This is a genomic window from Nocardioides sp. NPDC127514 (genome assembly GCF_040302125.1).
Classification (GTDB): Bacteria; Actinomycetota; Actinomycetes; order Propionibacteriales; family Nocardioidaceae; genus Nocardioides.
The window spans coordinates 51,050-73,145 of the sequence record NZ_JBEORF010000037.1; the positions used below are offsets into that span (position 1 = coordinate 51,050).

A 22,096-nucleotide genomic window follows, 5' to 3' on the forward strand; every position below is an offset into this window, starting at 1 on the left:
ATGGATCCGCTCAGTCCTGGAGCCGGGCCCAGACCTCGCGGTCGCGTTCGGCAGTCCAGATGCTCGGCCAGTCGGTCCCGGAGAGCTCTTCCCACAGCCGGGCCACGTCGAACGGCAGGCAGTGCTCGAAGATCGGCCACTTCCCGAACTGCGGCGACAGGGCCGCGTGTGTCGCCTCGAACGCCTCCTTGAGCGTCCCGCCGCGGGCCTGGACCGAGCCGACCTCGTCGATCATCGTGGTGAGGAAGCCACGGGTCTGCTCGATAGCAGCCGACACGGCGTCGGCCCCTCGCGCAACAGCGCCGCGGCCGCCGACGATCTGCTCGGCGCCAAGCCCAGCGATGCCGTCCAGCGTCGAGCTCGACCAGTCACGGTGGAACGCATCGCCGGTGTAGAGCGCCGCCTGAGCCTCCACGAGGTCACCTGCGAACAGAATCTTCTGCTTCGGAAGCCAGGCCACGATGTCGCCGGCGGTGTGCCCTCGACCCAGATGCTGGAGCACCAGGTCGCCGCGATCGCCTCCGAGATCGATCGTGAAGCGGTCCGAGAACGTCGCGGTCGGCCACGTCAGTCCCGGAATGGACTCCGGTTCGTCGAACAGGCGCGGCATCCGGCCGTACTCCGAGGCCCAGTCCTGCTCTCCTCGTTCGGCGATGAGCACTTTGGTCTGCTCGTGCGCGACGATCACCTCGGCATCGAACGCGCTGGCTCCGAGGACGCGGACCGCGTGGTAGTGCGAGAGCACCAGGTACTTGACGGGCTTGTCGGTGTGCTCGCGAAGCATCGCGAGCCATCGGCGAGCTGCGACCGGGGTCGCCAGCGCCTCGAAGCACACGACGAAGTCCTCCCCCTCGATGGCGCCGAGGTTGGGGTCGCCCTCGGCGGTGAGGGCATACACACCATCGGCGAGCACCTCGAGGGTCTGGTCCTTCGCGGCAAGGTCTGCGGATGAGGCGAACGGCTTGCTGGACATACGGTTTCTTCTCCTAGGTGTTGCGGCGGTCGAAGCTCTGGTGGGCTGGGGCGTGGATCAGGACCCGTAGTGGAGCCACACGGACTTGAGCTCGGTGTAGGCGTCGAGCGCCCACGGACCCATTTCGCGTCCCCAGCCCGAGGCCTTGTAGCCACCCCACGGTGCGGCCATGTCGGGGATGGGCGGCATGTTGACGAACACGGCGCCGGCCTTGATGCCGTTCGCGAGTCGCTGCGACGTGGCGATGTCGCGGGTCCACACCGTGGCGGCCAGGCCGTACGGCGTGTCGTTGGCGCGGTTGATGAGGTCGTGGAGCTCATCGGTGTCGTCGTACGCGGTCACGGCGAGGACCGGCCCGAAGATCTCTTCGTGCATGATCGCCGCGCTGTCCTTGACGCCGGTGAACACGGTCGGTTCGAAGAAGTACCCGTCCCGGTCGATGCGCCGGCCACCGGCCACCAGGTCAGCGCCATCGGCGGCTCCGGTCGCGACCAGCTTCTCGACATGTGCCAGGTGCTTGGCCGAGACCAGCGGTCCCAGCACGTTGGATTCGTCGGCGCCCGGCCCGATCGGCACCTGGGCGAGCCCGCCGACCACCTTCTCGACGAACTCCTGCTCGCGGGAACGCTCGACGTAGAACCGGGTGTACGCAGCGCACACCTGCCCGCTGTTGAGCGTGGCACCCATGATGTTGCCGCCGACCGCGGCGTCGATGTCCGCGTCGCGGGCGATGATGCTCGGGGCCTTCCCGCCCAGCTCGAGGGTGAGCCGCTTGAGGTTGGTCTCGGCGCTCGCCATGGTGATGAGCTTCCCGACGGCCGTGGACCCGGTGTAGGAGACGTGGTCGACGTCCGGGTGACGGGTGAGCATCTCCCCCACCGACCCGTCGCCGGTCACGATGTTCACGACCCCCGGTGGAAAGCCGGCCTCGGCACAGAGCTCTACGAGGCGCAGGCTCGTCAGAGGCGTGACCTCGCTGGGCTTGATCACGACCGTGTTGCCGGTCGCCAGCGCCGGTGCGAGCTTCCACGTCAGGATCATCAACGGGAAGTTCCACGGCGTGATCAGTGCGTTGACCCCGACCGGCTCGCGGCGGGTGTAGTTCAGCGTGTCCGGGAAGGACACCGGGTTCGTACTGCCCTGCATCTTGGTGACCCAACCCGCGTAGTAGCGGATGTGCTCGGCAGCGCCGGTCACCGACACCATGCGCGAGATGCCGATCGGCTGACCCTGGTCGCGGGTCTCGAGCTGTGCCAGCTCCTCGTGATGCTCGTCAACCAGGCTCGCGAGCTTGAACAACAAGCCCGCGCGCTGGACCGGGAGCAGGCCGGCCCATGCGGGGTTGCTCAGGGCTGCTCGCGCTGCGGCGACAGCCGCGTCCACGTCAACCCGGTTGGCTGTTGGGACGGTCTCGATGACCAGCCCGGTGGAGGGGTCGACGGTGTCGATCGCGGACGTTCCGGAGGAACCGGTCCATTCTCCATCGATGAAGAGCTTGCTTGCCATTCCGGTGTCCTCCTGCGCTGCGGTGAGGTCGGCGAGTGCCGCTGATCGGTGCGCCGGAGAGGCGCCCACTCGATTCTGGAGCGGGAACCAACCGTTGACTTGGCCCGCCGTGATCGACACTTGGCGTAGCGCGAAAGGTTCCGCTCCCGCACTTCCGCCGGCCTTTCCAATTCTCAGAATGAGAAGGAGCGCCGCCGTCGCGAGATCCCCTCGCGAGCCGCACATTCGCCACTGGGAGGTCGCGTCATGACGCTGAACGCCGACGTAATCGTCGTCGGAGCCGGTTCCGCCGGCTCCATTCTCACCCGCCGCCTCGTGGATGCCGGCAAGTCCGTCCTGCTCTTCGAAGCCGGCGACGAGGACACCAATCCCGCCATCCACGACGTGATGCGCCTGGCTGAGCTCTGGATGAGCCCACAGGACTGGGGATACTTCACGGTGCCGCAGAAGAATGCGGCCGGACGTGCCCTGCACCTGCCACGCGGCAAGGTGCTCGGCGGCTCCCACGCGCTCAACGCCTGCATCTGGGTTCGAGGCGCCGTCGAGGACTTCACCCACTGGCAGAAGCTGGGCGCCACCGAGTGGGGCTGGGAAGACGTCGCCCCCGTGTATGACCGGATCGAGGCGTACGACGGGCAGCCCGCCACGGGCCGTGGCACCGACGGCTTGCTGGACATCAATGTCTCGTACACCCTCGACCCGATCCAGCAGTCCATCCTCGACGCATCGGTCGAGGCAGGCCTGCCGCTCAACCCGGACTACAACAGCGGTCACCTCGATGGCGTGGCGAAGATGCAGTTCAACATTCGCGGCATCGAGCGCTGGAACACCTACAAGGCGTACCTCAAGCCGGTCCGCGAGCAGGAGAACCTCCAGATCGTCACCGGTGCCCGGGTCAATCGGCTCATCGTGGAGGACGGTGTGGTGAGCGGCGTCGAGGTCGACGTGCAAGGCGTCCCGACCGAGGCGTACGCCGCCGAGACAATCCTGTGCGCGGGCGCGCTGGACTCCCCCCGCCTGCTGCTCCGCAGCGGCATCGGCCCGGCGGACGAGCTCCGGGCGCTGGGCATCGCGATCGAGCGCGATCTGCCCGGCGTGGGGCGCAACCTGCACGACCACCTCATCGCTCCGGTCATCTTCGAGACGACCACACGGGAGGTCGGCCCGCCGACGCCGGGACTCGCCGCCTGCCAGACGCACCACTTCTGGCGGAGCCGCGAGGGGCTCGACTCCCCCGACACCCAGCCGATCAACTTCGGCGTCCCCATGTACTCCGAGGAATGGATGAGCGGGCCGGAGTTCGGCTTCTCGCTCATGGCAGGTCTGGTCCGGCCCGAGAGCCGTGGTTCAGTCACACTGACCGGTCCGGGTGCCAATGATCCTGTCGCGATCGACCTCAACGTCTTCGACGACGAGGCCGACCTCGATGCCCTCGTCGCCTCGCTCAAGAAGTGCCGGGAAATCGGGCGACAGCCTGCGTTGGCCACCGAGTGGGGAGCCCGCGAGATCTACCCCGGACCAGGGCTCGAGTCCGACGAGGAGCTCCGCGACTACGTACGCCGGACCGCGATCACGTACCACCACCAGGTCGGCACGTGCGCCATGGGAACGACCCCCGACGCCGTGGTGGACCCGTCGACCCTTCGCGTGCACGGGGTGGCCGGCCTCCGCGTCGCTGACGCCTCGGTGATGCCCCGCATCACGAGCGGCAACACCAACGCACCGGCCTGTCTCATCGGCGAACGTGCTGCTGACTTCGTGCTCGCCGAGTAGCGCGTCGAGACGGTAAAGCAGAAAGGTGGCCGACGCTCACGCGTCGGCCACCTTTCGTATGCAGATCAGGCGTCGTGAAGGGCCTCGGCACGGAACTGACGCGGCGAAGCACCGTAGGCGGCCTTGAACACCCGCGAGAAGTGAGGCGCGTCCGGCAGTCCCCACCGGGCACCGATCTCCGAGACAGACCGCCCTGAGTGCACCGGATCGGTGAGCATCCTGCGGCACTGCTCGAGCCGTCGCGTACGGATCCAGGTCGACACGCTGCTGCCCTCGGTCTGAAACAGCTGATGGAGCTGGCGCACCGAGATGTAGTGGGCTGCCGCGATCTGGCCCGGCGACAACGAGTCATCGTCGAGGTTGGCTTCGATGAAGTGCTTGATCTGGCTCAGCAGCCTCCGCCGCGGCTCGTTCGCACCTTCCAGTCCGATGTCGAGCTCGCTGGCGAACAACGTGGTCACCAGGTCGATCGTCGTGTGAGCGAGGCGGAGCGCCGAGACGCCGTGGAGCGACTCGAAGTTCTTGGCCATCCTCAGGAGAAACGGGCTGACGACCTGGCACAGCGCGAGGTCGGCCGGCAGTCGGGTGGCGGTGAGCTCGCTGAGGTCCTCGGTCGACAGGTCGATGGACGTCCGGGGAAACATCAGCACGATGTGCCGCATGTAGTCGTCCGACAGCAAGGTGTAGGGCCGCGTGGTGTCGTAGATCGCGATGTCACCCGGGGTCAGCACGGCTTCCTTGCCGTCTTGGAGCAGCAGGCTGCTGCCGCGCAGCTGCATGGAGAGCTTGTAGAAGTCGCGGCCAGACCGTGCGACCAGTTCCGGCGTACGAACGACCGCGTGTTGGCTCACCCTGATATCGAACATCGCCAAGCGGTCGATCCGTTTGGCGCGCAGGTCGCCATGGAACGTGTCAGGGCGATCGGTCTGTACGTCCAGGGGCACGAAGCTCTCCGAGACGTGGCGGCGCCAGTCGTGGAAATCGGCCGTGCTGAATGTCTCGACTCCGTTGGACGTCCCCGGCATGCTGTCCACCGTCATGGAACCTCCGGTGTGGTGTTGATGTGACCAAAGTATGCGCCACATGGTGTGACGGGTGCCACAGTCTGCTGAGATTTCAGCACTTGACGTCAACAGGCATGCACGCTACGACAAGTTTCAGGCCCGAGCCGTTGACGTGCCCATGTAGCTGCTGTGCAGCAGGTCCGGGTCGTCGACCAGCGTCTGAGCTGTGCCGGAGTACGTCAGCCGCCCACCGGCGATGACGGCCGCTCCGGTCGAGATCCCCAGCGCCATCTGGGCGAACTGCTCGACGAGCAGGACGCCCATACCGTCTTCGGCAAATGCCGTCATCATGGGCAGCAGGCGTCCGAAGACCGCCGGCGCCAGGCCCAGGGACATCTCGTCGACGAGCATGAACCGCGGTGCGGTGACGAGTGCGCGAGCCAGCACCAGCATCTGCTGCTCACCACCCGAGAGCAGGGTCGCGTCGCTGTCCCGGCGCTTGGCGAGCTCCGGAAACAGGTCGAAGGCGCGCTCGATCTCGGCTGCGGATCGGGTCGCGACCCGCAGGTTCTCCATCACGCTCAGCGACCCGAAGACCGTACGCCCCTGCTCGACGTGCACGATGCCGAGGCGCCGTCTGTCGACCTTGCTGAGCTTGGTGATGTCGTGGCCGTCGCAGCTGATCGCGCCTCCCGACGTGGCGACGAGCCCGGACACGGCCTCGAGGAGAGTCGTCTTGCCAGCGCCGTTGGGACCGACGAGCGTCGTCACCTCACCGGGACGGACGCGGATCGTGACATCGGAGACGATCCGTCCCCCTGAGCGGTCGACGCAGACGCCGTCGAGGAACAGCTCGCTGCTCATACGGTCACCTCTCCCATGTAGGCCTTCATCACTGCGGGATCTCTCAGCACCACTTCGTGTGGACCGGCAGCGATGACGCGGCCGAAGTTGAGGACCACCAACGACGTACAGACGGACCTCACCAGGTCGAGGTCGTGCTCGATGAGCAGCACCGAGGTACCGAACTTGTCCGGCACGGCCTGCAGGTGCTGGCCGAACCGAAGGTGCTCCTCGTGAGACAGCCCCGCCGCAGGCTCGTCCAGGAGCAGGACGCGGGGTCGGCTCAGCACGTGCGCCGCCACCTCCACGAGGCGACGCGTGCCCAGGTCGACATCTGCCAGGCGAGCGTGCGCCGGCGGGCAGTCGAAGTGGCTCAGGACCGCGTTGATCTCCGAGCGGCCGTGCCGGCCGCGTGCGACGAGGCGTACGAATGCACCGACGGTGATGCCCGGCGGGACCCGGTCCTGCTGGAACGTGCGCCGCAGCCCGGCCCTCGCCCGCCCGGTCGGACGCATCCGGGTCAGGTCCCGGTCGTCGAGGTCGATGCTTCCCGACGCAGGAACGGTGAACCCCGTGAGCACATCGACCAAGGATGACTTGCCTGCGCCGTTAGGGCCGATCAGGCCGATGATCGCCCCCTGTGGGATGTCGATGTCGACATCGTCGAGAGCGGTGACCGCGCCGAACGACAGTGTGATGCCTCGCGCTCGAAGCGCCACGGCGCCGGCATCCGGGCGATCCGGGGGCGGTGATGATCCGAGCACGCCATCGTCGAGCGAGCCCTCCGCTGGCTCAGGCTCGGGACCTGCGCTGCCGGGCACGTGACGCCGGCCCACGACCTTCTGGACGCTGTCCCCGATGCTGTTGCCGGAGGCAACCGCCTGAATGCCCGCCAGGCCGAAGACCACGAGCGCCCAGTCCTGCGGGATGCCCCAGGACTTGAACAGCTCGGGGATGCCGACCCATAGGACGCCGCCGATGACCGCGGCGCTGACAGCCTGCGCACCGACCAGGACGGCGAGTACGTACAGAGCGAGCGAGGACGTGGGTTCGAAGCTGCTCGGGTAGAGGACGCCGACCTGACCGGCCGTCACTCCCCCGCTGATCCCAGCAAGCAGGGCACTGATGCCGAAGGCAGTCGTCTTCGCGTACGGAACGCTCACCCCGGCCGCAGCCGCGCCGCGTTCGGAGTAGGCCACAGCACGCCAGCTCGAGCCGACCCTGGTCCGATCGAGGTACGCGACCAGCAGACCCGATGCGATCAGGAATGCAGCGGAGAGCACGAAGTAGTCCTCGTCGGAGACGGCTGCGACCGGACGATCGATGTACAGACCCTCGTTGATCCCGGGGAACTGGGTGAGGCCGAGGGTCAGTCGAAGCGCGGCCGCGAACCCGAGAGTGACCACGGCCAGGTTGACGCCGCGCAGTCGCAGGGCGGGGATGCCGATCACGACTCCGACGAGCCCGGCTGCCGCGCCGCCGAGGATCACCCACACGATGAACCCGCCGGGCGCCTGCCACTCATTGAGCTGGGCCACGACCGCGGCCCCCACGGCGGCGAACGACAACTGGCAGAGCGAGATCATGCCCGCTCGGCCGGAGACCACACCGATGCCGACCAGCGCGATGGCGGCCGTGATGACACTGATGCCGAGAAACACCATGTACGGCGACAGCACCCGGCTGCCGACAACCGCCGCCACGAGTGCAAGGACTGCCAGGGCCGCCGGGGCGAACGGTGACTCCACCAGGCCCTGGCGGAGCGACCCGGCCGCGCGGTCCGCAGGCGGCTCGGTCTGAGGCGAATCGCCCATGCCAGAACTGGTGGGCTCGCTCTCAACGTGCGACATCCCACACCTCCTTACGCTCGCTCCACAGCAGGAGCACGAGGATCGCGACGAATGGAATCCAGAACTTGATGACAGAGAGATCGTTGAACTGGGCCAGCGCGCCTTGCAGCATGCCGAGCCCGATGCCGCCGACAACCGCCAGCCACACCGAGCGGAACGCGCCGAGCAGGGCGGCCGCCGCCGATGGCACGACCAGCATCGACAACGAGTACTGATCGTTCGTCTGCGTGGGGGCGACGAGGGCCACCGCGACGGCCGCAACCAGGCCCGTCGCCATCCATACCCCGATCGTGAGCATCCGGGAAGGGACTCCCAACAGCTCCGCCGTCGTCGGTCGTTCGGCGAGAGCACGGAGAAGTACGCCCACGTCGGTCTTCCTGAGAAGCACGGTCGCCACGGCAGCGGTGACGAGCGCCATCGAGCACATGATCAGTCCGACCCAGGTCACGACGGTTCCACCGACCTCGAACGCGGCGCCGTGGACGATCGGGGTGATGGTCTTCGGCTTGGTGCCGAACGCGATGAACGACGCCGACAGCGTGAGCAGAAGGGCAGCGATCGAGACGGCGGAGCGCCGCGTGATGTCGGCCTCCGGCATCCACTTCGCGACGACCGCGCCGAGGATGCCGGAGGCGACTGTTCCTAGAAGCACTCCGCAGACGATCGCCAACGAGACCGGCAGGCCTCGATCGGCGAGAGTCACTGCCGCGTACGTGCCGAACATCGCGAATGCGACCTGCGCGAAGTTCACCACCCGCGCCAGTTGCGCCATCAGCGTCAGGCAGACGGCCACCGTGGCGTAGAGGCCTCCGAGCGCCAGCCCGCTCATTGCTCCTGAGAACACCGCAGCCTCGCTTAGTTCTGCTCGACGACGAGCCAGTCGTCAGCTGCGTTCGACCAGGCGCCGTTCTCCAACATCACCGGGAACCCGGCGTGGTTGGGGTTGTGGCTGTCGCCGGTCCCGAACTCGTACGGCGTGCCGACCATCTCGTTGTCGATCGGCTCCATGGTCTGCAGCGCCTTGGTGACCGACTCTCGGGTGATGTCACCCTCGATCGACTTCAGCACCTCGACCAGGTAGGTGGCTGAGAGGTAGCCGCCCTGGGAGAAGGACGTCAGCGCCAGCTCGTTCTTCGTCATGAGGTCGCGCCAGTCCTTGTTGGCCGAGGCGTTGGCGTCGGTGAACGGCAGGAACTCTGCGGGCAGATAGACCTTCTGGCCGGCCGGCGCTGCCTTGGCGAACTGCTCGGAATAGACCGAGGTGAGGAACAGCCAGGTGACGTCGGTGATGTTCTGTGCCGTCGCTGCCTTGAGCAGGCCCAGGGCGTCCGGCTCCACGAAGTTCGTGAAGACGGCGTCGCAGCCCTCCTTCTTGATCTTCACCGCTTGGGGCGTGTAGTCGGCATTGCCGTAGGGAACGCTGTCGTCGAAGAAGACGAGCTCCTTGCCGGTCGCCTTGCTCCACGCGTCGATGGACGCCTGGTAGGCGGGCTTGGTCGCACCGGTGATGGAGACGAACCCACAGATCTTCTTCAGGCCGAGGTTCTCCGATCCGATCGTCAGCGTCATCTGCGAGTCGAGGAACGGGCCGGCGTTCACGGGCGCCATCACCGGGCTGGAGAAGCAGCCCGGTCCGACGCCGGTGCCGACGACATTCATGATCTTCTGCTGCTCGTAGAACTTGCCGTTGACGTCGCAGTCGACCAGGCTCGCGCCGCCGACCAGGGCGACGGCTTCCTTCGTGGCGACGAGCTCGCGCGCCAGCTGCGTCGCGGTCGCCGGGTCGGCCTTGTCGTCCGCCGCCGTGTACTCGATCTTGTGACCGTTGATGCCGCCATCGGCGTTGACCCGGTCGAATACCGCCTTCGCTGCAGCAGAGGCCTCCGGGAACGTAGCCGGGCCGCTGAGGGCGTTGACCGAGCCGAGGACGATGGGATCGTCGGAGCCGGAGCTTCCGGCGCTGCCACCGCAGCTGCTGAGTCCAGCAGCGGCGGCCAGGGCCGTCGCGAGGACGAGGATTCGCTTCATGTTGATGAGCCTTTCGATAGGACACCGGAACTCGATCAGCGCCAGCGTCCTCGCCAAGGTAGAAAGAAGTGACCCTTCGGGGCTTGGCTGAGCGGGTAGGGAAGTTGACACTGCGGGCACGCCGGGCATGCGGGGGATGAAGAAGGGTGCGACTCCGCACGGGATGGAGACAGAGGCAGTCAACGTGACCGGCGTCACGTGCGTCTTCCGCGAATCGGACATCTGACTTGCCGGATTCGGACATCAGAGGGCTGTCCCTCAACGACTGCGGATCGTGCCTTCGACTTCGCCGAGCGCGATCGTGCCGGCGGTGGCGCGCAGCGTGACGGTGTCGCCGTCCTGCAGGTAGGTACGGGTGGTGCCGTCGGCGAGGGTGAACGGCTGGGTGCCACCCCAGGACAGCTCCAGCAGTGATCCGCGTTGGTTGCGGTCAGGGCCGGAGATCGTGCCGGATCCATAGAGGTCACCTGTACGCAGTGACGCACCGTTGACCGTCATGTGGGCGAGCATCTGGGCTGGCGACCAGTACATCGATGCGTACGGCGGCCGTGACACCACCGAGCCGTTGATGCCGACCTCGAGGTCGATCGCATATCCGGCCGGTTCGGCGACCCGCAGGTAGTCCAGCGGGTCGGGATCCTGGCCAGGTAGCGGCACTCGGGCATCCTGGAGCGCCGCGAGCGGGGTGACCCACGGTGAGATCGATGTCGCGAACGACTTGCCCAGGAACGGGCCCAGCGGGACGTACTCCCAGGCCTGGAGGTCGCGGGCCGACCAGTCGTTGAGCAGCGTGACACCGAAGACGTGGTCGGAGAACGCGGCCGCGGGCACCGACTCCCCCAAGGTGCTGGGTACCCCGACGACGAAGCCCAGCTCGGCCTCGATGTCGAGCGCCTGCGACGGCCCGAACTCCGGCCGCCCGTCAGATCCGGGACGGCGCTGACCGTGAGGTCGCACAATCGGCGTGCCCGATCGGACGACCGTGCCGGCACGACCGTGATAGCCGACTGGGAGGTGGCGCCAATTGGGCAACAGCGGTTCGGCGTCGGGCCGGAAGATCTTGCCGACGTTGGACGCGTGATCGAGCGAGGCGTAGAAGTCGACGTAGTCGGCCACCGCGAACGGCATCCGCGGCTCGACCTCGGCCAACGGGATGCGGCCGGCGGAAGAAGTGGCCAGGGTGCTCTGCAGCCACGAACGCACGGCCGACCACATCTCCGGCCCCGCAGCCATCAACGGCGCGAGGTCCGGACCGGCGAACAACGACGGGTCGTAGGACGGCGTCGAAGACGCAGCCAACGTCGCGAGGTCGACCACCTCATCCTCGAGACGTACGACCACGAGCCGACGGCCCTGGTGCGTGACGACGCCGTACGGCAGATGGTCCAACCCGAAGCCACTCATGCGATCAGCCTGCCGTCACGACGCACGCTGAGCCTTGAGCGTGCGCGCAGGCCACTGGGCATTCCACGCACACTCGACTACGTGCCGTCGCGAGACGTTCCTCCGGTCACGGGGCGAACGGACCCGCGGTCCTCCGACGGCGTACAGCCGAATCGAGCTCGGAACAGCCTCGTGAAGTGCGCCTGCGATGCGAAGCCCCAGCGGCCGGCGATGTCGGCGATCCTGTGCCCTTGCATGGAGGGCGAAGTGAGGTCCAGGCGGGCCGCCTCCAGGCGACGCCCCTGGATGTACTGCGCAACCGTGGTGCCTTCGGTGGCGAACGCCCGGTTGAGGTGACGCGATGTGACTCCCACGGCATGAGCGACTCGATCAGTACAGAGGTCGAAGTCCCCCAGGCGGATGGCGATGAACTCCTTGGCCGACAGCAGGTGAGCCGCACCGTTCGGCGTTCCCCTGCCTGACGTCATGGTGCCGAGCAGGTCCAGCAGATGATCGCCGGTCGCGAGAGGAGCCGTCGCGGGATCTTCCACCAGCCCGAGCAGCATCCGCCTGAGCGCACGGGCAGTCACCGCCGCCGGCCCCGCTCCGTCCGCGGCGACCTTGAGCGGCACCGCGGGCGTGGGCGCGCATCGTTCTTCGAAGACCGACCTGGGTACGTCGACCAGGATCTGGCACATCGTGCTGCTGAAGCCGAACAGGTAGGGCGCGTCCGTCTCGTACACGATCACGTCGCCGGCGACGAGGGTCGCGCAGCCCTCCGAGTGGTAGAAGAACGCGTCGCCCTCGAGAAGGACCGAGGCGAACACCGCATCCTTCGGCCGTGCCCGGACCAGCTGAGGCGCCCGCTCGATGACATGGGCGTTGCCCGCGATGTTGGCGACCCGGAAGCCGCCGACGTCGAGGTTGAGCTCGCTGGCGACCAGGCCGTCGGCGACGTACGACGAACAGGTCAGCCCCACCAGCGCCTCGGCGTTGTAGTGCTCCCAGAACTCCAGGCGATCCTGCGGCTCGATCCCGGCTGTCGAGACTGACGAGACGACTGTGGCTGCTGACATGGCGTACTCCTCTCGTGGACGACTAGACCGTCAGATACCCGCCGTCCACCGGCAGCACGACTCCCGTCACGTACGCGGCGGCAGGCGAGGCCAGGAAGACGTAGGCATCAGACACGTCCGCAGGTGTCCCCCACCGGCGGATCGGAAGACGTGACATGACAGCGGAGGAGGCGTCCGGGTCCGCCTGCAGACCCTTGGACAGCGGCGTGTCGATCCAACCGGGAGCGATCGCGTTGACCCGGATCCCCTCCCCGGCGTACTCCGCGGCCAGCGAGCGAGTGAGCTGGGCGATCCCGCCCTTGCTGGCGCTGTAGGCGGGCCGGTCGGCGGCACCGAAGTAGCCGTACATCGAGGCAGTCGTCACGACCGAGCCACGGCTCTGCGCCAGCAGCGGCCGAGCCGCTTCGGCCACCCGCATCGTCGCTCCGAGGTTGACCGCCAGCACCTGGGCGAAGACCTCGAGGTCGTACTCGTCCCGGTCGCGGCTGATCCCCGCACAACACACCAGGACATCGAGTGCCGGCAGGTCGGACATGAAAGCGGACACCGACCCGGTGTCAGTCAGGTCCAGCTCCACCACGCGTACGCGCTCGTGCACCGGGATATGGGAACTTTGAGCGCCCAGTCCCACGGCCAGGACGTCGGCCCCGAGCTCGGCGAAACGGAGGGCAGCTCCGGCACCGATCCCTGACGTCCCTCCCGTCACCAGAACCGTCCGGCCCTCGAACAGGTTGTTCTGCCAGCTCATGGTCGTTTCTCTCCCTTGCAGTGGATCAGTGTCTTGATGCCGTCACCCGGGTCCGAAACCATCCGCATCAGGGCGTCCGGTCCCTCGTCCAGCCCCACGACATCGGTCACCAGCGCGGCCAGGTCCAGCCGCCCCTCTGCGCACATCTGGATGAGCTCGTCATGGCAGTCGCGGTATCCGACGCTGGTCGTGATCGTCTGCTCGTTGTTGAGCAGACGAAATGCCGGCAGCACGAGCTCGTCGACGAGCCCGAGGAGGAGCAGCTCTCCCCCGGTCCGCAGTCCGGCGAGTGCCAGGTCGAAGGTCTGCTGACTCCCGACGACTTCGAACGCGACGTGGACGCCGACCCCGTCGGTTACCTGGCCCACCGCGGCGGCGACGTCATCGTCCGGCGAGAGGACAACGCTTGCGCCGAGCTTGGCGGCGAGCTCGCGGCGAGCGGGGCGAGGATCGATTCCGATCACCGCCGCGGCGCCCTTCTCACGCAGAAGTGCGCACACGAGCAGTCCCACCGGACCCAGCCCCACGACGAGGACCACCTGTCCCGTGGCGAACGTGGACCGACGGATGCCGTGGAGCGCAACCGCCGCCGGCTCGAGGACGGCGGCTGCGGCCAGATCGAAGTCGTCGGGCAGCGGTCGCACCATGTACTCGGGTACGACGGCGTACTCGGCCATGCCACCGTCGCCCATGAGACCGGCGAAGCCGGATCCCGCGCACACCTCGTAGCGACCCTCCCTGCAGGCCGTGCACGTCCTGCAGCGGTAGCTCGGCTCCACCGCGACTCGGGTACCGAGCGGCAACGCGTCGACACCGTTCCCCACCGCGACCACCGTGCCGGAGAACTCGTGCCCCAACGTGATCGGGGCCATCGTTCCCGACAGCGCGTGTGCGGTCCCCACCGGAATAGCGTGCGGGCCGTCGGCGATCTCGTGCAGGTCGCTCCCGCACACACCGCAGTAGACGACCGCCACCAACACCTCACCGTCGCCGGGCGGCGAGATGTCGACAGTCTCCAGTCGGAGATCGCCGGCTGCGTGCCAGCGGACCGCGCGCGCTGTCGTCATGGTGTGCCTGGGTCCTGACTTCGGGCGCTCAGCGAATCAGGGTGTCGACGTAGTCAGCGCCGATCCCCACCTTGTCGTAGTGCTCCCGGCAGAGAGCCAGGTAGTCGTGCACGTCGAAGTGACCATCGCTGTTGCCGTCCTCGTCGAGCCAGATCAGCGGACCGGTGACCACGAAGAAGCAGCGCATCGGCTCATCCGACTCGTACGCCACGAGGGTGTGCCCCTCGCCCGGGGTCTCGTAGACGAACGACCCTTCGGTCGCTGTCCACGGCTGCTCGAGGTATCCCCACTTGCCGCTGATCGTGTAGGCGAACACCTCGTGGGGGTGGTAGTGCCGATTGACCAGGCCGGCGGACTTGGCCCACAGGACATCGGCCCAGCGGTTGTCGCGCGGAGAGATCCACAGGGGGCGGGAAGCGACGGTGTCGCTGAAAGGCACGTAGTAGCGCTCGTCCTCGACCGGCGCGAGCTGGTGGAAGACTTCCGGCTGGGCGTCGGGCTTGAGGGCATTCTCGATCGGCTTGAGGTCGCGCCAGAATTCCGAACCAGGTGTTTCAGGCATGATCGTCGTTCCTTTCGAAGTGCGGGCGTCACGCGGTGCGGCGACGTACGCAGTCAACGTGACCGGCGTCACTCGCGTCTTCCACGAATCGGACATCCGATTTGCCGGTCCTGGACATTGTGAAGTCCGCCCGATTGCACCCACTTGCTGCACCACGCAGAGCTGTTGATCGCAGGCGCACGACTTGGCCGGCGGCGCAGACGCCGGCTTCCCGTCCGACTCAGACTCCCCACGTGTCGCGGGCCGCTCGCCGAGCGGCGAGCCCACGCCTATCTCGAGGCGCTCCCGCAAACAGGAAGAGGATTGTGATGTCCACACTGCACAAGACGTTGTCAGGGGTGAGCGTTCGTCGGGCCGCGCTGTTGCTGCTGCCGGTAGTTCTCGCCGGGGCCATGATCGCGGTGCCGCCGGCGACCGCGCAGGCACCGAGTCCGGTCGCTGTGCCCGCCGCGACCCTGTCGGAGGTCGACGTTCCCGGGACGGCGCCGATGTCGGCGACGGCCGTTGACCTCGTGGCCGCCGGCTACACCGCTCGCGAGTTCTACGCTGAAGGCCAGGCCAACCGGTACGCCGGCGCGACTCCGGGCGCGTTGACGACCGCCTCCGCACTGGACGGCGGCAACCCTTATCGAACGCGCGTGATGGTGCGCTACCCGAAGGCCGACAAGTTCAACGGAACGTTGGCCGTGGAGTGGACCAACGTCACCATCGGGGTCGACTTCGAGTTCGCTGCCGCCGAGGCCTCGGAATACCTGCTCCGCGAGGGCTACGCGGTCGCGGTCGTCTCGGCGCAGCGCGTCGGTGTCGAGCGACTGAAGACCTGGAGCCCCGCGCGCTACACCGGACTCTCGGTGGACGTCAACAAGTGCGGCGCCGAAGGGACGTCGCTGTGCCCCGGAGACCCGCTGTCGTACGACATCTTCGCGCAGGTCACCCAGACGCTGAAGGACAACGTCGGTGGCGCGGCCGCGCCGATGCCGGGCCTGAAGGTAAAGGATGCGATCGCCATCGGTCAGTCCCAGTCGGCCGGCCGTCTGGCGGTCTACTACAACACCATCCAGCCGCTGCACGACGTCTTCGAAGCCTTCGCGCTCTGGGACCGTTCGGGCCAGCTCCGATCCGATCTGACCGTCCCGGCTATCGGCGTCGCCTCCGAAGGACTCGGTGGCTCGTTCGGTGGCGCGCGATGGACGACGTCTGAGTACACGCGTAAGTGGGACATCGCCGGCGCGACGCACGCCTCGCTCTACGGCGCCGAGTACATCGAGGCGATCGCGCAGCGCGATCAGTCGATCACGGCGCCCAACGGCCAGCCGATCACCTTCTTCGAGTGGATCGAACCCGCGTGCATCAAGCTTCCGCCGTTCACGACGGTGGACGTGGGTCTGGTCTACAACAAGGCCATCGACTCGGTGCGCACCTGGTCCAGGACTGGCAAGCCCGCCGCCGCTTCACGGAGCTTTGCGACCACCGACGCAGGAACCCTCGTACGCGATGCCGACGGCAAGGTGGAAGGCGGGATCCGACTCCCCCAGTTCGTCGTGCCGACAGCTGATCAGGGGGCGCTCAACGGGCCCGCCTTCCCCTGCAACGTGTCCGGTTGGCACCGCTACTACTCGGATGCGGAGCTCAAGGCGATGTACAAGACACACGCCCAGTACGTATCCAAGGTACGGAAGGTCATCACTCCGCTGGTTCTGGAAGGCTACGTGCTGCCGACGGACGCCGCGACGGCCATTCGCGACGCTGCGCGCTCCGACGTAGCGAAGTAGCCGACCTTCTCGGGTGGGTCGACGAGGCCCGTGACCGGCACTTCTGCGTCACCTCGGCGGGTGACGACCGACCGGCTAGCGACCGAGCCTGTGCTCGGAGGGTGTGCGCCCAAATCTCTCCCGGAAGGCGGCGTTGAACGCAGTGACTGATCCGAAACCGCTCGCGTACGCGACGGCAGTCACCGTGCGACGCCGCCAACCGGGATGGGTCAGTCGTCGCGCGGCCAGCTCGAGCCGAGCCTCACGGATCAACGCTGCCGGCGAGCTGCCTTCCCGGCTCAGTCGCTCTTGGAGCGTACGCAGCGAGAGACCCATCTCTCGGGACAGCGCTCCCGGGTCGTACGCCGGGTCCGCACAGCTGCGACCTGCCAACGCACGCGCCTGCTCCCTGAGCCGGTAGGTGCGACCGGCCTCACCGCGGACAATGAGCTCGAACGCCAACTCGGCTGCGGTCACGAAAGAGCTGCCATCAAGAGCCTGTGCCTGCTCAGCGACCTCGGCAACCATAGCCGCGAAGATCGCACCCGCGCCCTCACTCGTGTCCCAGAGCCGAGCACCTTCAGGTGGCCTTGCTTCCGGCCATGCCGTGCCCGGGACCGACAGGATGAAGGCGCGGGTGTGCTCGTCGTGGCTGAGCGCGAACGGCTGGGTCATGGACACAAGCGCGGCAGCGCCGGGTCGGACCCGGGAGCGACGTCCGGCTGCCTCGACGACGATCTGGCCGGTGGTCGGCACCACGACGCGCAAACTATCGTCCCCGTCACGGTCGACGTCAACGGACCGGCGCTCGTAACCGATCGCATCGGACCAGAAGGCGACCAACTGCACACCGCCTGCGCGCTGAACCCGCGTCTCGCCATGGAAGTCCTGGCGATCGGCGAACGCGAAGTGCAAGGTGCCGTGGTTGGCGGTGACATGCTCACGCCAGAAATCGACCCGCCGACCACGAGGCACCGCATCGGCCCTTGTCGAAGCGACCAGATAGTCCAGCCCAACCTCGACCACGCTCGCCACCTCCTGCGCAGATCCGTCGATGGTCCGCGCGAATCCGCAAGATCCACAGTGCCCACGTGACTACCGTCACAGCATAAGCGGTCGACGGCCGCACGCGAAGGAACGGAGTCGGTCCCCATGGAGTACGTCGAGATCAAAGGCAGGCGCATCGCATACGAGCTTGCCGGCCCGGAGGAAGGCGAGGTCGTCCTGCTGAGCCACTCGCTGTTCTTCGACCACACGATGTTTGACCCGCTGGCCGAACTGCTGCACGACGCGGGCTATCGCACCTTGGCCTACGACCACCCCGGCCAAGGCGCCAGCTCCCGAGTCACGCTTGCGGAACTGTCGATGGACGCCCTCACCGAAGACGCCGCGGCCTTGGTGCGCACCCTCGACCTCGGACGGGTGCACGCGGTCGGCAACTCCATGGGCGGCTTCATCACGTTGCGGCTTGCGGCTCGCCACCCCGAGCTGTTGCGGACCGTCACGACCCTGGGAGCCTCCGCCGAAGAGGAGTACCAGCTCGCTGAGTTCGGTCCTCTCGCGGAGGCACTGGGCCAGGACGGCGCCGCCGCAGCCAACGTCGAGACGCTCCTGTACATCATGTTCGGCGACACCAGTCTCGCCAACGGCGGCGAGGTGGTCGACCACTGGCGCTCGTACATGTCCGCATTGGACACCTCGATCGGCGCGGCGGCCTATCAGGTGATCCACCGTGGCCGCATCTACGAGGAGCTCCAAGGGGTGAGCGTCCCGGTGCTCGCGATCGCCGGCGACGAGGACCACGCATACCCTCAGCCCATCTCTGGCAGCAACATCGCCACAGCTACGCAGGGACGCCATGAAACCGTCTCGCCCGCCGGGCACTCGGTCGCACTGGAGCAGCCACAATTCGTTGCCGAGCTCCTCATCAAGCACTTCGCGGGGTGATGAGGTTTGGAGGGGCTCCGCAAGGCTCCGCCTGCACGTGTCGGCGACGACGAAGCGGGCGTCAGGAAAATATCTGGACCGTCGGCATGTGACTCGTGACGAGCGCTTGTCGAGCCACCGAAATCACCAGCAGACAGCAAACGGCCCGCCACCCTTGTCGCAGGTGGCGGGCCGATTGTGCAGTCCAGACGGGTTACAGATACTGACCCGTGTTGGAGACCTGCTCGATGGAACGGCCGGTCGGTGCCATGCTTTCCGGTGATGAGCGTCCGATGAAGACGATCTGCGCGAAGGCGCCTCAAGCGCCTCCTCAGGTGCGAGGACATGATGGGAGAGGTCCCGAAATCAAGTCCAGTGTTGACACCGTCAACAGCTCCCCGACGCGTACTATCACCCCTCACCGTGCGGTTTGATGCCGTCAAAGCCGTGATCAACTCCGTGACTGCGGACCTCGACGGAGTCACCGATCGGACCTCCGTCGAGAACTCGCCGGGAAGATGTGAGCTCGCTCGCCAAAGCCAGGTGGCGACAGCACGCCGACGTCGCGACTCTCGACCGGATCGGCGACCTCAGCGAGGAGACCCGCCAGACGGGTTAGCGGCTCGACGAGGCTGTCCGCCAGGCGCAGACGAATGGTGTCCCCTAGAACGCCATTCGGCCGTGCCATACGGATCAGGCGGCAGCCAACGCATGCCTGCTGGAGGGGGCCACCTGCGCTGCCGGCTAGTACGATCTCCACGCCCGATTGCAGACCTCGACGCCATGCGCATGCGTCGTCGCAGGTCGTGTCACCGGTAGGCTTGCGACATGTCTGAATCGTCAACCACCGGAAGGTCCACTTCTCCGCGGGAGGTGAAGTCTGCGGGCCGGACCCTCGAAGTACTGGAGTTCCTTGCCGCCCGACAGAACCGACCTGTGCGGTTACGAGAGCTCAGGGAGGCGCTCAACGTGCCCCGGAGCAGCCTCCATGCGCTCCTTCGTACGTTGGTTGGCCACGGATGGGTTCGGGTCGACCAGTCGGGCCTGCTCTACACCATCGGTATTCGGGCCCTGCTCGCAGGCACCACTTACCTCGATACGGACCCATGCCTCCCCTTGGTGCATCCCATTCTTGATGAGTTGCGGGACAAACTGAACGAGACGTTCCACTTCGGTCGCCTCGACGGCACCGACATCGTCTTCCTGGCCACCCGTGAGTCGACGCAGTACGTTCGACAACTCAACCGGGTGGGCCGGAGATTGCCTGCCTACACGACATCATTGGGCAAGTCGATTCTTGCTTCCCTGAGCGATGATGATCTGAAGGCGCACCTACCTGACAGGCTCGAGCCACTCACACCCAACACGATCACTGACAAGGACGCCCTTGCCGCCGATCTTGAGGAGACTCGACACCGGGGTTACGCCATTGAGAACCAGGAGAACGCCGAAGGCGTGACATGCTTCGGAGTGGCCCTTCAGTACGCCACCCCTGCGACCGACGCAATCAGCGCTTCAGTACCGATCAGTCGGATTACGCCCCAACGTCAGGACGAAATCGTCGCCGAACTGCGAAAGGCTGCCGACAAGATCGACCGCGTGGTCGGCCCGATGAGCCACGCGATGGCCTGGATCTCCCCGACACCGTGATCTCTGGTAGTCCTGAGACTTCCGCGCTGCGCGCGGCGAAGTTGGACGCCCCGGGATGTGCGATATCGGTACACGGTGATGCGCAGCGGCATCTTCGCCCGACCTGATGCCCGTTCGGCACCGTGTCGACGATGTCGGCGATCAGCTCGTCAACCGCCGGCAGCAGGTGACCGTAGGCGTCGACGGTGCTGGTGATGGACTCGCGACCCTGACCCGAACCTTGACCCCTCCGCTGTCTGCTCGGGCTGTTTGGCCTGACCTTCGCACCGTCGGTCCTCACGAGTGCGGAACTATGCCACCCTCTGCTAATTTATGTGCCTTGACCTGCGCAAACTGTAGACCGCCCTCCCGCGTTGGCGACCTTCGTGATCGGTCTAATGCGCCTCGCGACGTTGCCACGTTACGACCTCCTGTGTGGATTGACGCCGTCAGAACCGTGATCAATTCCGTGACTGCGACGTCGACGGAGTCACCGATCGGACACACGGCGAGCGGTCCGCAGACCAAGCAGGCGCATGCAGGGCCGCCCACCAAGTCACAAGCTCCCGGCCGGCTCGAGCCGTACGATGACGCCCTTGGATGCTGGGGTGTTGCTGATCTCGGCGACGTTGTCGAGCGGGACGAGCACGTTGGTCTCGGGATAGTAGGAGGCCGCCGAACCACGTGCGGCCGGGTAGGCGACCACCCGGAACCCTTCGGCCCGTCGTTCGGTGCCGTCGGTCCACACGCTGACGATGTCGACCAGGTCGCGGTCGGCCAGGCCGAGCTCAGCCAGGTCGTCGGGGTTGACCAGCACCACCTGCCGACCGTTGTGGATGCCCCGGTAGCGGTCGTTGTCGGCGTACGGGATGGTGTTCCACTGGTCGTGGGACCGCAGGGTCTGCAGGACCAGATGACCCGGCGGTGCCTGGAGGTGAACGAAGTCGTTACGGGTGAAGACGGCCTTGCCACTGGGGGTGGGAAAGACACCGCTGTTGACCGGGTTCGGCAACCGGAACCCACCGGGGCGAGCCACGCGCGTGTTGAAGTCCTCGAACCCGGGAACGACCCGGGAGATCCGGTCCCGGATCAGGCCGTAGTCCCTCTCGAACTCCTCCCACGGGATCGAGTTCCCCTCCCCCAGCGTGCGCCGAGCGATCCGGCCGATGATCGCTACCTCGCTCAACAGATCCGACGAGGCCGGCGCGAGTCGCCCGCGGGTGGCGTGCACCTCGCTCATCGAGTCCTCCACCGTGACGAACTGCTCACCACCGGCCTGCACGTCAAGGTCGCTGCGACCCAGCGTCGGCAGGATCAACGCTGTCTCTCCACAGACTGTGTGGGAGCGGTTGAGCTTGGTCGAGATCTGCACCGTCAACCGACACGAGCGCAGGGCGGCCTCGGTGACCGTGCTGTCCGACATCGCCCGAACGAAGTTGCCGGCCACACCGACGAACACCTTCGCCTTGCCGTCGCGCATCGCCCGCACCCCCTCGACCGAGTCGAACCCGTGTCGAGTGGGCGGGGTGAAACCGAACTCCGTCCCGAGCGCGTCCAGGAACGTCTGGGGCATGCGCTCCCAGATCCCCATCGTTCTGTCTCCCTGGACGTTGCTGTGGCCCCGCACCGGACACACGCCGGCGCCGGGCCGGCCGATGTTGCCGCGCACGAGGAGGAAGCTGACGACCTCGCGGATCGTCGCCACCCCGTGCCGGTGCTGGGTCAGGCCCATCGCCCAGCACACGATGATCCGCCTGCTGGCCAGCACCCGCTGGAGCGTCTCTTCGATCTCATCCCACGTCAGCCCCGTCGCGGACAGCACGTGATCCCAGGAGATCCCGCGCACATGCGTCGCGAACTCCTCGAACCCGACCGTATTCGTGGCGATGAAGTCCCGGTCCAGCACCGTGCCCGGGGCAGCGTCCTCGGCTTCCAGCAGCAGCCGGTTGAGCATCTGGAACAACGCCAGGTCACCGC

18 protein-coding genes are annotated in these 22,096 nt (G+C 66.9%); 4 read left to right on the forward strand and 14 right to left on the reverse strand.

Features of this window, described 5'->3' with window-relative positions; translation table 11 throughout:
* Nucleotides 1-10: 10 nt before the first annotated feature.
* Nucleotides 11-973, reverse strand: a complete 963-nt coding sequence (locus tag ABTX24_RS25610; RefSeq protein ID WP_350843616.1) for an MBL fold metallo-hydrolase — start codon at nt 971-973, stop codon at nt 11-13.
* Nucleotides 974-1,030: 57 nt separating this feature from the next.
* Nucleotides 1,031-2,479 (reverse strand): aldehyde dehydrogenase family protein, encoded by a 1,449-nt coding sequence (locus tag ABTX24_RS25615; protein ID WP_350843618.1) that lies wholly within the window; start codon nt 2,477-2,479, stop codon nt 1,031-1,033.
* Nucleotides 2,480-2,725: 246 nt separating this feature from the next.
* On the opposite strand from ABTX24_RS25615, the gene ABTX24_RS25620 reads away from it, so the two are divergent.
* The gene (locus ABTX24_RS25620; RefSeq protein WP_350843620.1) at nt 2,726-4,252 is read left to right on the forward strand and encodes a GMC family oxidoreductase; all 1,527 of its coding nucleotides are present in this window, start codon (nt 2,726-2,728) and stop codon (nt 4,250-4,252) included.
* Nucleotides 4,253-4,317: 65 nt separating this feature from the next.
* Here ABTX24_RS25620 and ABTX24_RS25625 read toward each other — a convergent pair whose 3' ends face one another.
* The 10 genes from ABTX24_RS25625 to ABTX24_RS25670 form a co-directional block, all read right to left on the reverse strand.
* The gene (locus ABTX24_RS25625; RefSeq protein WP_350843622.1) at nt 4,318-5,292 is read right to left on the reverse strand and encodes an AraC-like ligand-binding domain-containing protein; all 975 of its coding nucleotides are present in this window, start codon (nt 5,290-5,292) and stop codon (nt 4,318-4,320) included.
* A 117-nt stretch (nt 5,293-5,409) separates the two neighbouring features.
* Complete coding sequence (locus ABTX24_RS25630; protein ID WP_350843624.1) at nt 5,410-6,120, reverse strand: ABC transporter ATP-binding protein; 711 nt, start codon at nt 6,118-6,120, stop codon at nt 5,410-5,412.
* Nucleotides 6,117-7,913: a branched-chain amino acid ABC transporter ATP-binding protein/permease gene (locus ABTX24_RS25635; protein ID WP_350843626.1), complete on the reverse strand. Its 1,797-nt coding sequence runs from the start codon at nt 7,911-7,913 to the stop codon at nt 6,117-6,119. The genes ABTX24_RS25630 and ABTX24_RS25635 overlap by 4 nt, the downstream gene beginning before the upstream one ends.
* Before the next feature lie 22 nt (nt 7,914-7,935).
* Complete coding sequence (locus tag ABTX24_RS25640) at nt 7,936-8,778, reverse strand: branched-chain amino acid ABC transporter permease (protein WP_350843628.1); 843 nt, start codon at nt 8,776-8,778, stop codon at nt 7,936-7,938.
* 26 nt (nt 8,779-8,804) lie between these two features.
* Nucleotides 8,805-9,977, reverse strand: coding sequence for an ABC transporter substrate-binding protein (locus ABTX24_RS25645; RefSeq protein WP_350843630.1), 1,173 nt, complete (start codon nt 9,975-9,977; stop codon nt 8,805-8,807).
* Nucleotides 9,978-10,235: 258 nt separating this feature from the next.
* Nucleotides 10,236-11,381: a fumarylacetoacetase gene (fahA, locus tag ABTX24_RS25650; protein ID WP_350843632.1), complete on the reverse strand. Its 1,146-nt coding sequence runs from the start codon at nt 11,379-11,381 to the stop codon at nt 10,236-10,238.
* Nucleotides 11,382-11,458: 77 nt separating this feature from the next.
* Entirely contained in the window at nt 11,459-12,436 is a 978-nt protein-coding gene (locus tag ABTX24_RS25655; RefSeq protein ID WP_350843634.1) for a helix-turn-helix domain-containing protein, read from the reverse strand.
* A gap of 22 nt (nt 12,437-12,458) precedes the next feature.
* Nucleotides 12,459-13,184: an SDR family NAD(P)-dependent oxidoreductase gene (locus tag ABTX24_RS25660; RefSeq protein ID WP_350843636.1), complete on the reverse strand. Its 726-nt coding sequence runs from the start codon at nt 13,182-13,184 to the stop codon at nt 12,459-12,461.
* Complete coding sequence (locus ABTX24_RS25665; RefSeq protein WP_350843638.1) at nt 13,181-14,251, reverse strand: alcohol dehydrogenase catalytic domain-containing protein; 1,071 nt, start codon at nt 14,249-14,251, stop codon at nt 13,181-13,183. The genes ABTX24_RS25660 and ABTX24_RS25665 overlap by 4 nt, the downstream gene beginning before the upstream one ends.
* A gap of 28 nt (nt 14,252-14,279) precedes the next feature.
* On the reverse strand, nt 14,280-14,813 hold the full coding sequence (locus ABTX24_RS25670) for a 2,4'-dihydroxyacetophenone dioxygenase family protein (RefSeq protein WP_350843640.1): 534 nt from the start codon (nt 14,811-14,813) through the stop codon (nt 14,280-14,282).
* 308 nt (nt 14,814-15,121) lie between these two features.
* On the opposite strand from ABTX24_RS25670, the gene ABTX24_RS25675 reads away from it, so the two are divergent.
* Nucleotides 15,122-16,585 (forward strand): alpha/beta hydrolase domain-containing protein, encoded by a 1,464-nt coding sequence (locus tag ABTX24_RS25675; RefSeq protein WP_350843642.1) that lies wholly within the window; start codon nt 15,122-15,124, stop codon nt 16,583-16,585.
* 75 nt (nt 16,586-16,660) lie between these two features.
* On the opposite strand, the gene ABTX24_RS25680 is transcribed toward ABTX24_RS25675, so the two are convergent.
* The gene (locus ABTX24_RS25680; protein WP_350843643.1) at nt 16,661-17,599 is read right to left on the reverse strand and encodes an AraC family transcriptional regulator; all 939 of its coding nucleotides are present in this window, start codon (nt 17,597-17,599) and stop codon (nt 16,661-16,663) included.
* 117 nt (nt 17,600-17,716) lie between these two features.
* Between ABTX24_RS25680 and ABTX24_RS25685 the strand changes: the two genes are divergently transcribed.
* Nucleotides 17,717-18,511, forward strand: coding sequence for an alpha/beta fold hydrolase (locus tag ABTX24_RS25685; RefSeq protein WP_350843645.1), 795 nt, complete (start codon nt 17,717-17,719; stop codon nt 18,509-18,511).
* 807 nt (nt 18,512-19,318) lie between these two features.
* The gene (locus ABTX24_RS25690) at nt 19,319-20,140 is read left to right on the forward strand and encodes an IclR family transcriptional regulator (RefSeq protein ID WP_350843647.1); all 822 of its coding nucleotides are present in this window, start codon (nt 19,319-19,321) and stop codon (nt 20,138-20,140) included.
* Between the two features lie 535 nt (nt 20,141-20,675).
* On the opposite strand, the gene ABTX24_RS25695 is transcribed toward ABTX24_RS25690, so the two are convergent.
* A partial coding sequence (locus ABTX24_RS25695) for a molybdopterin dinucleotide binding domain-containing protein (RefSeq protein WP_350843649.1) occupies nt 20,676-22,096 on the reverse strand: 1,421 nt, incomplete at its 5' end.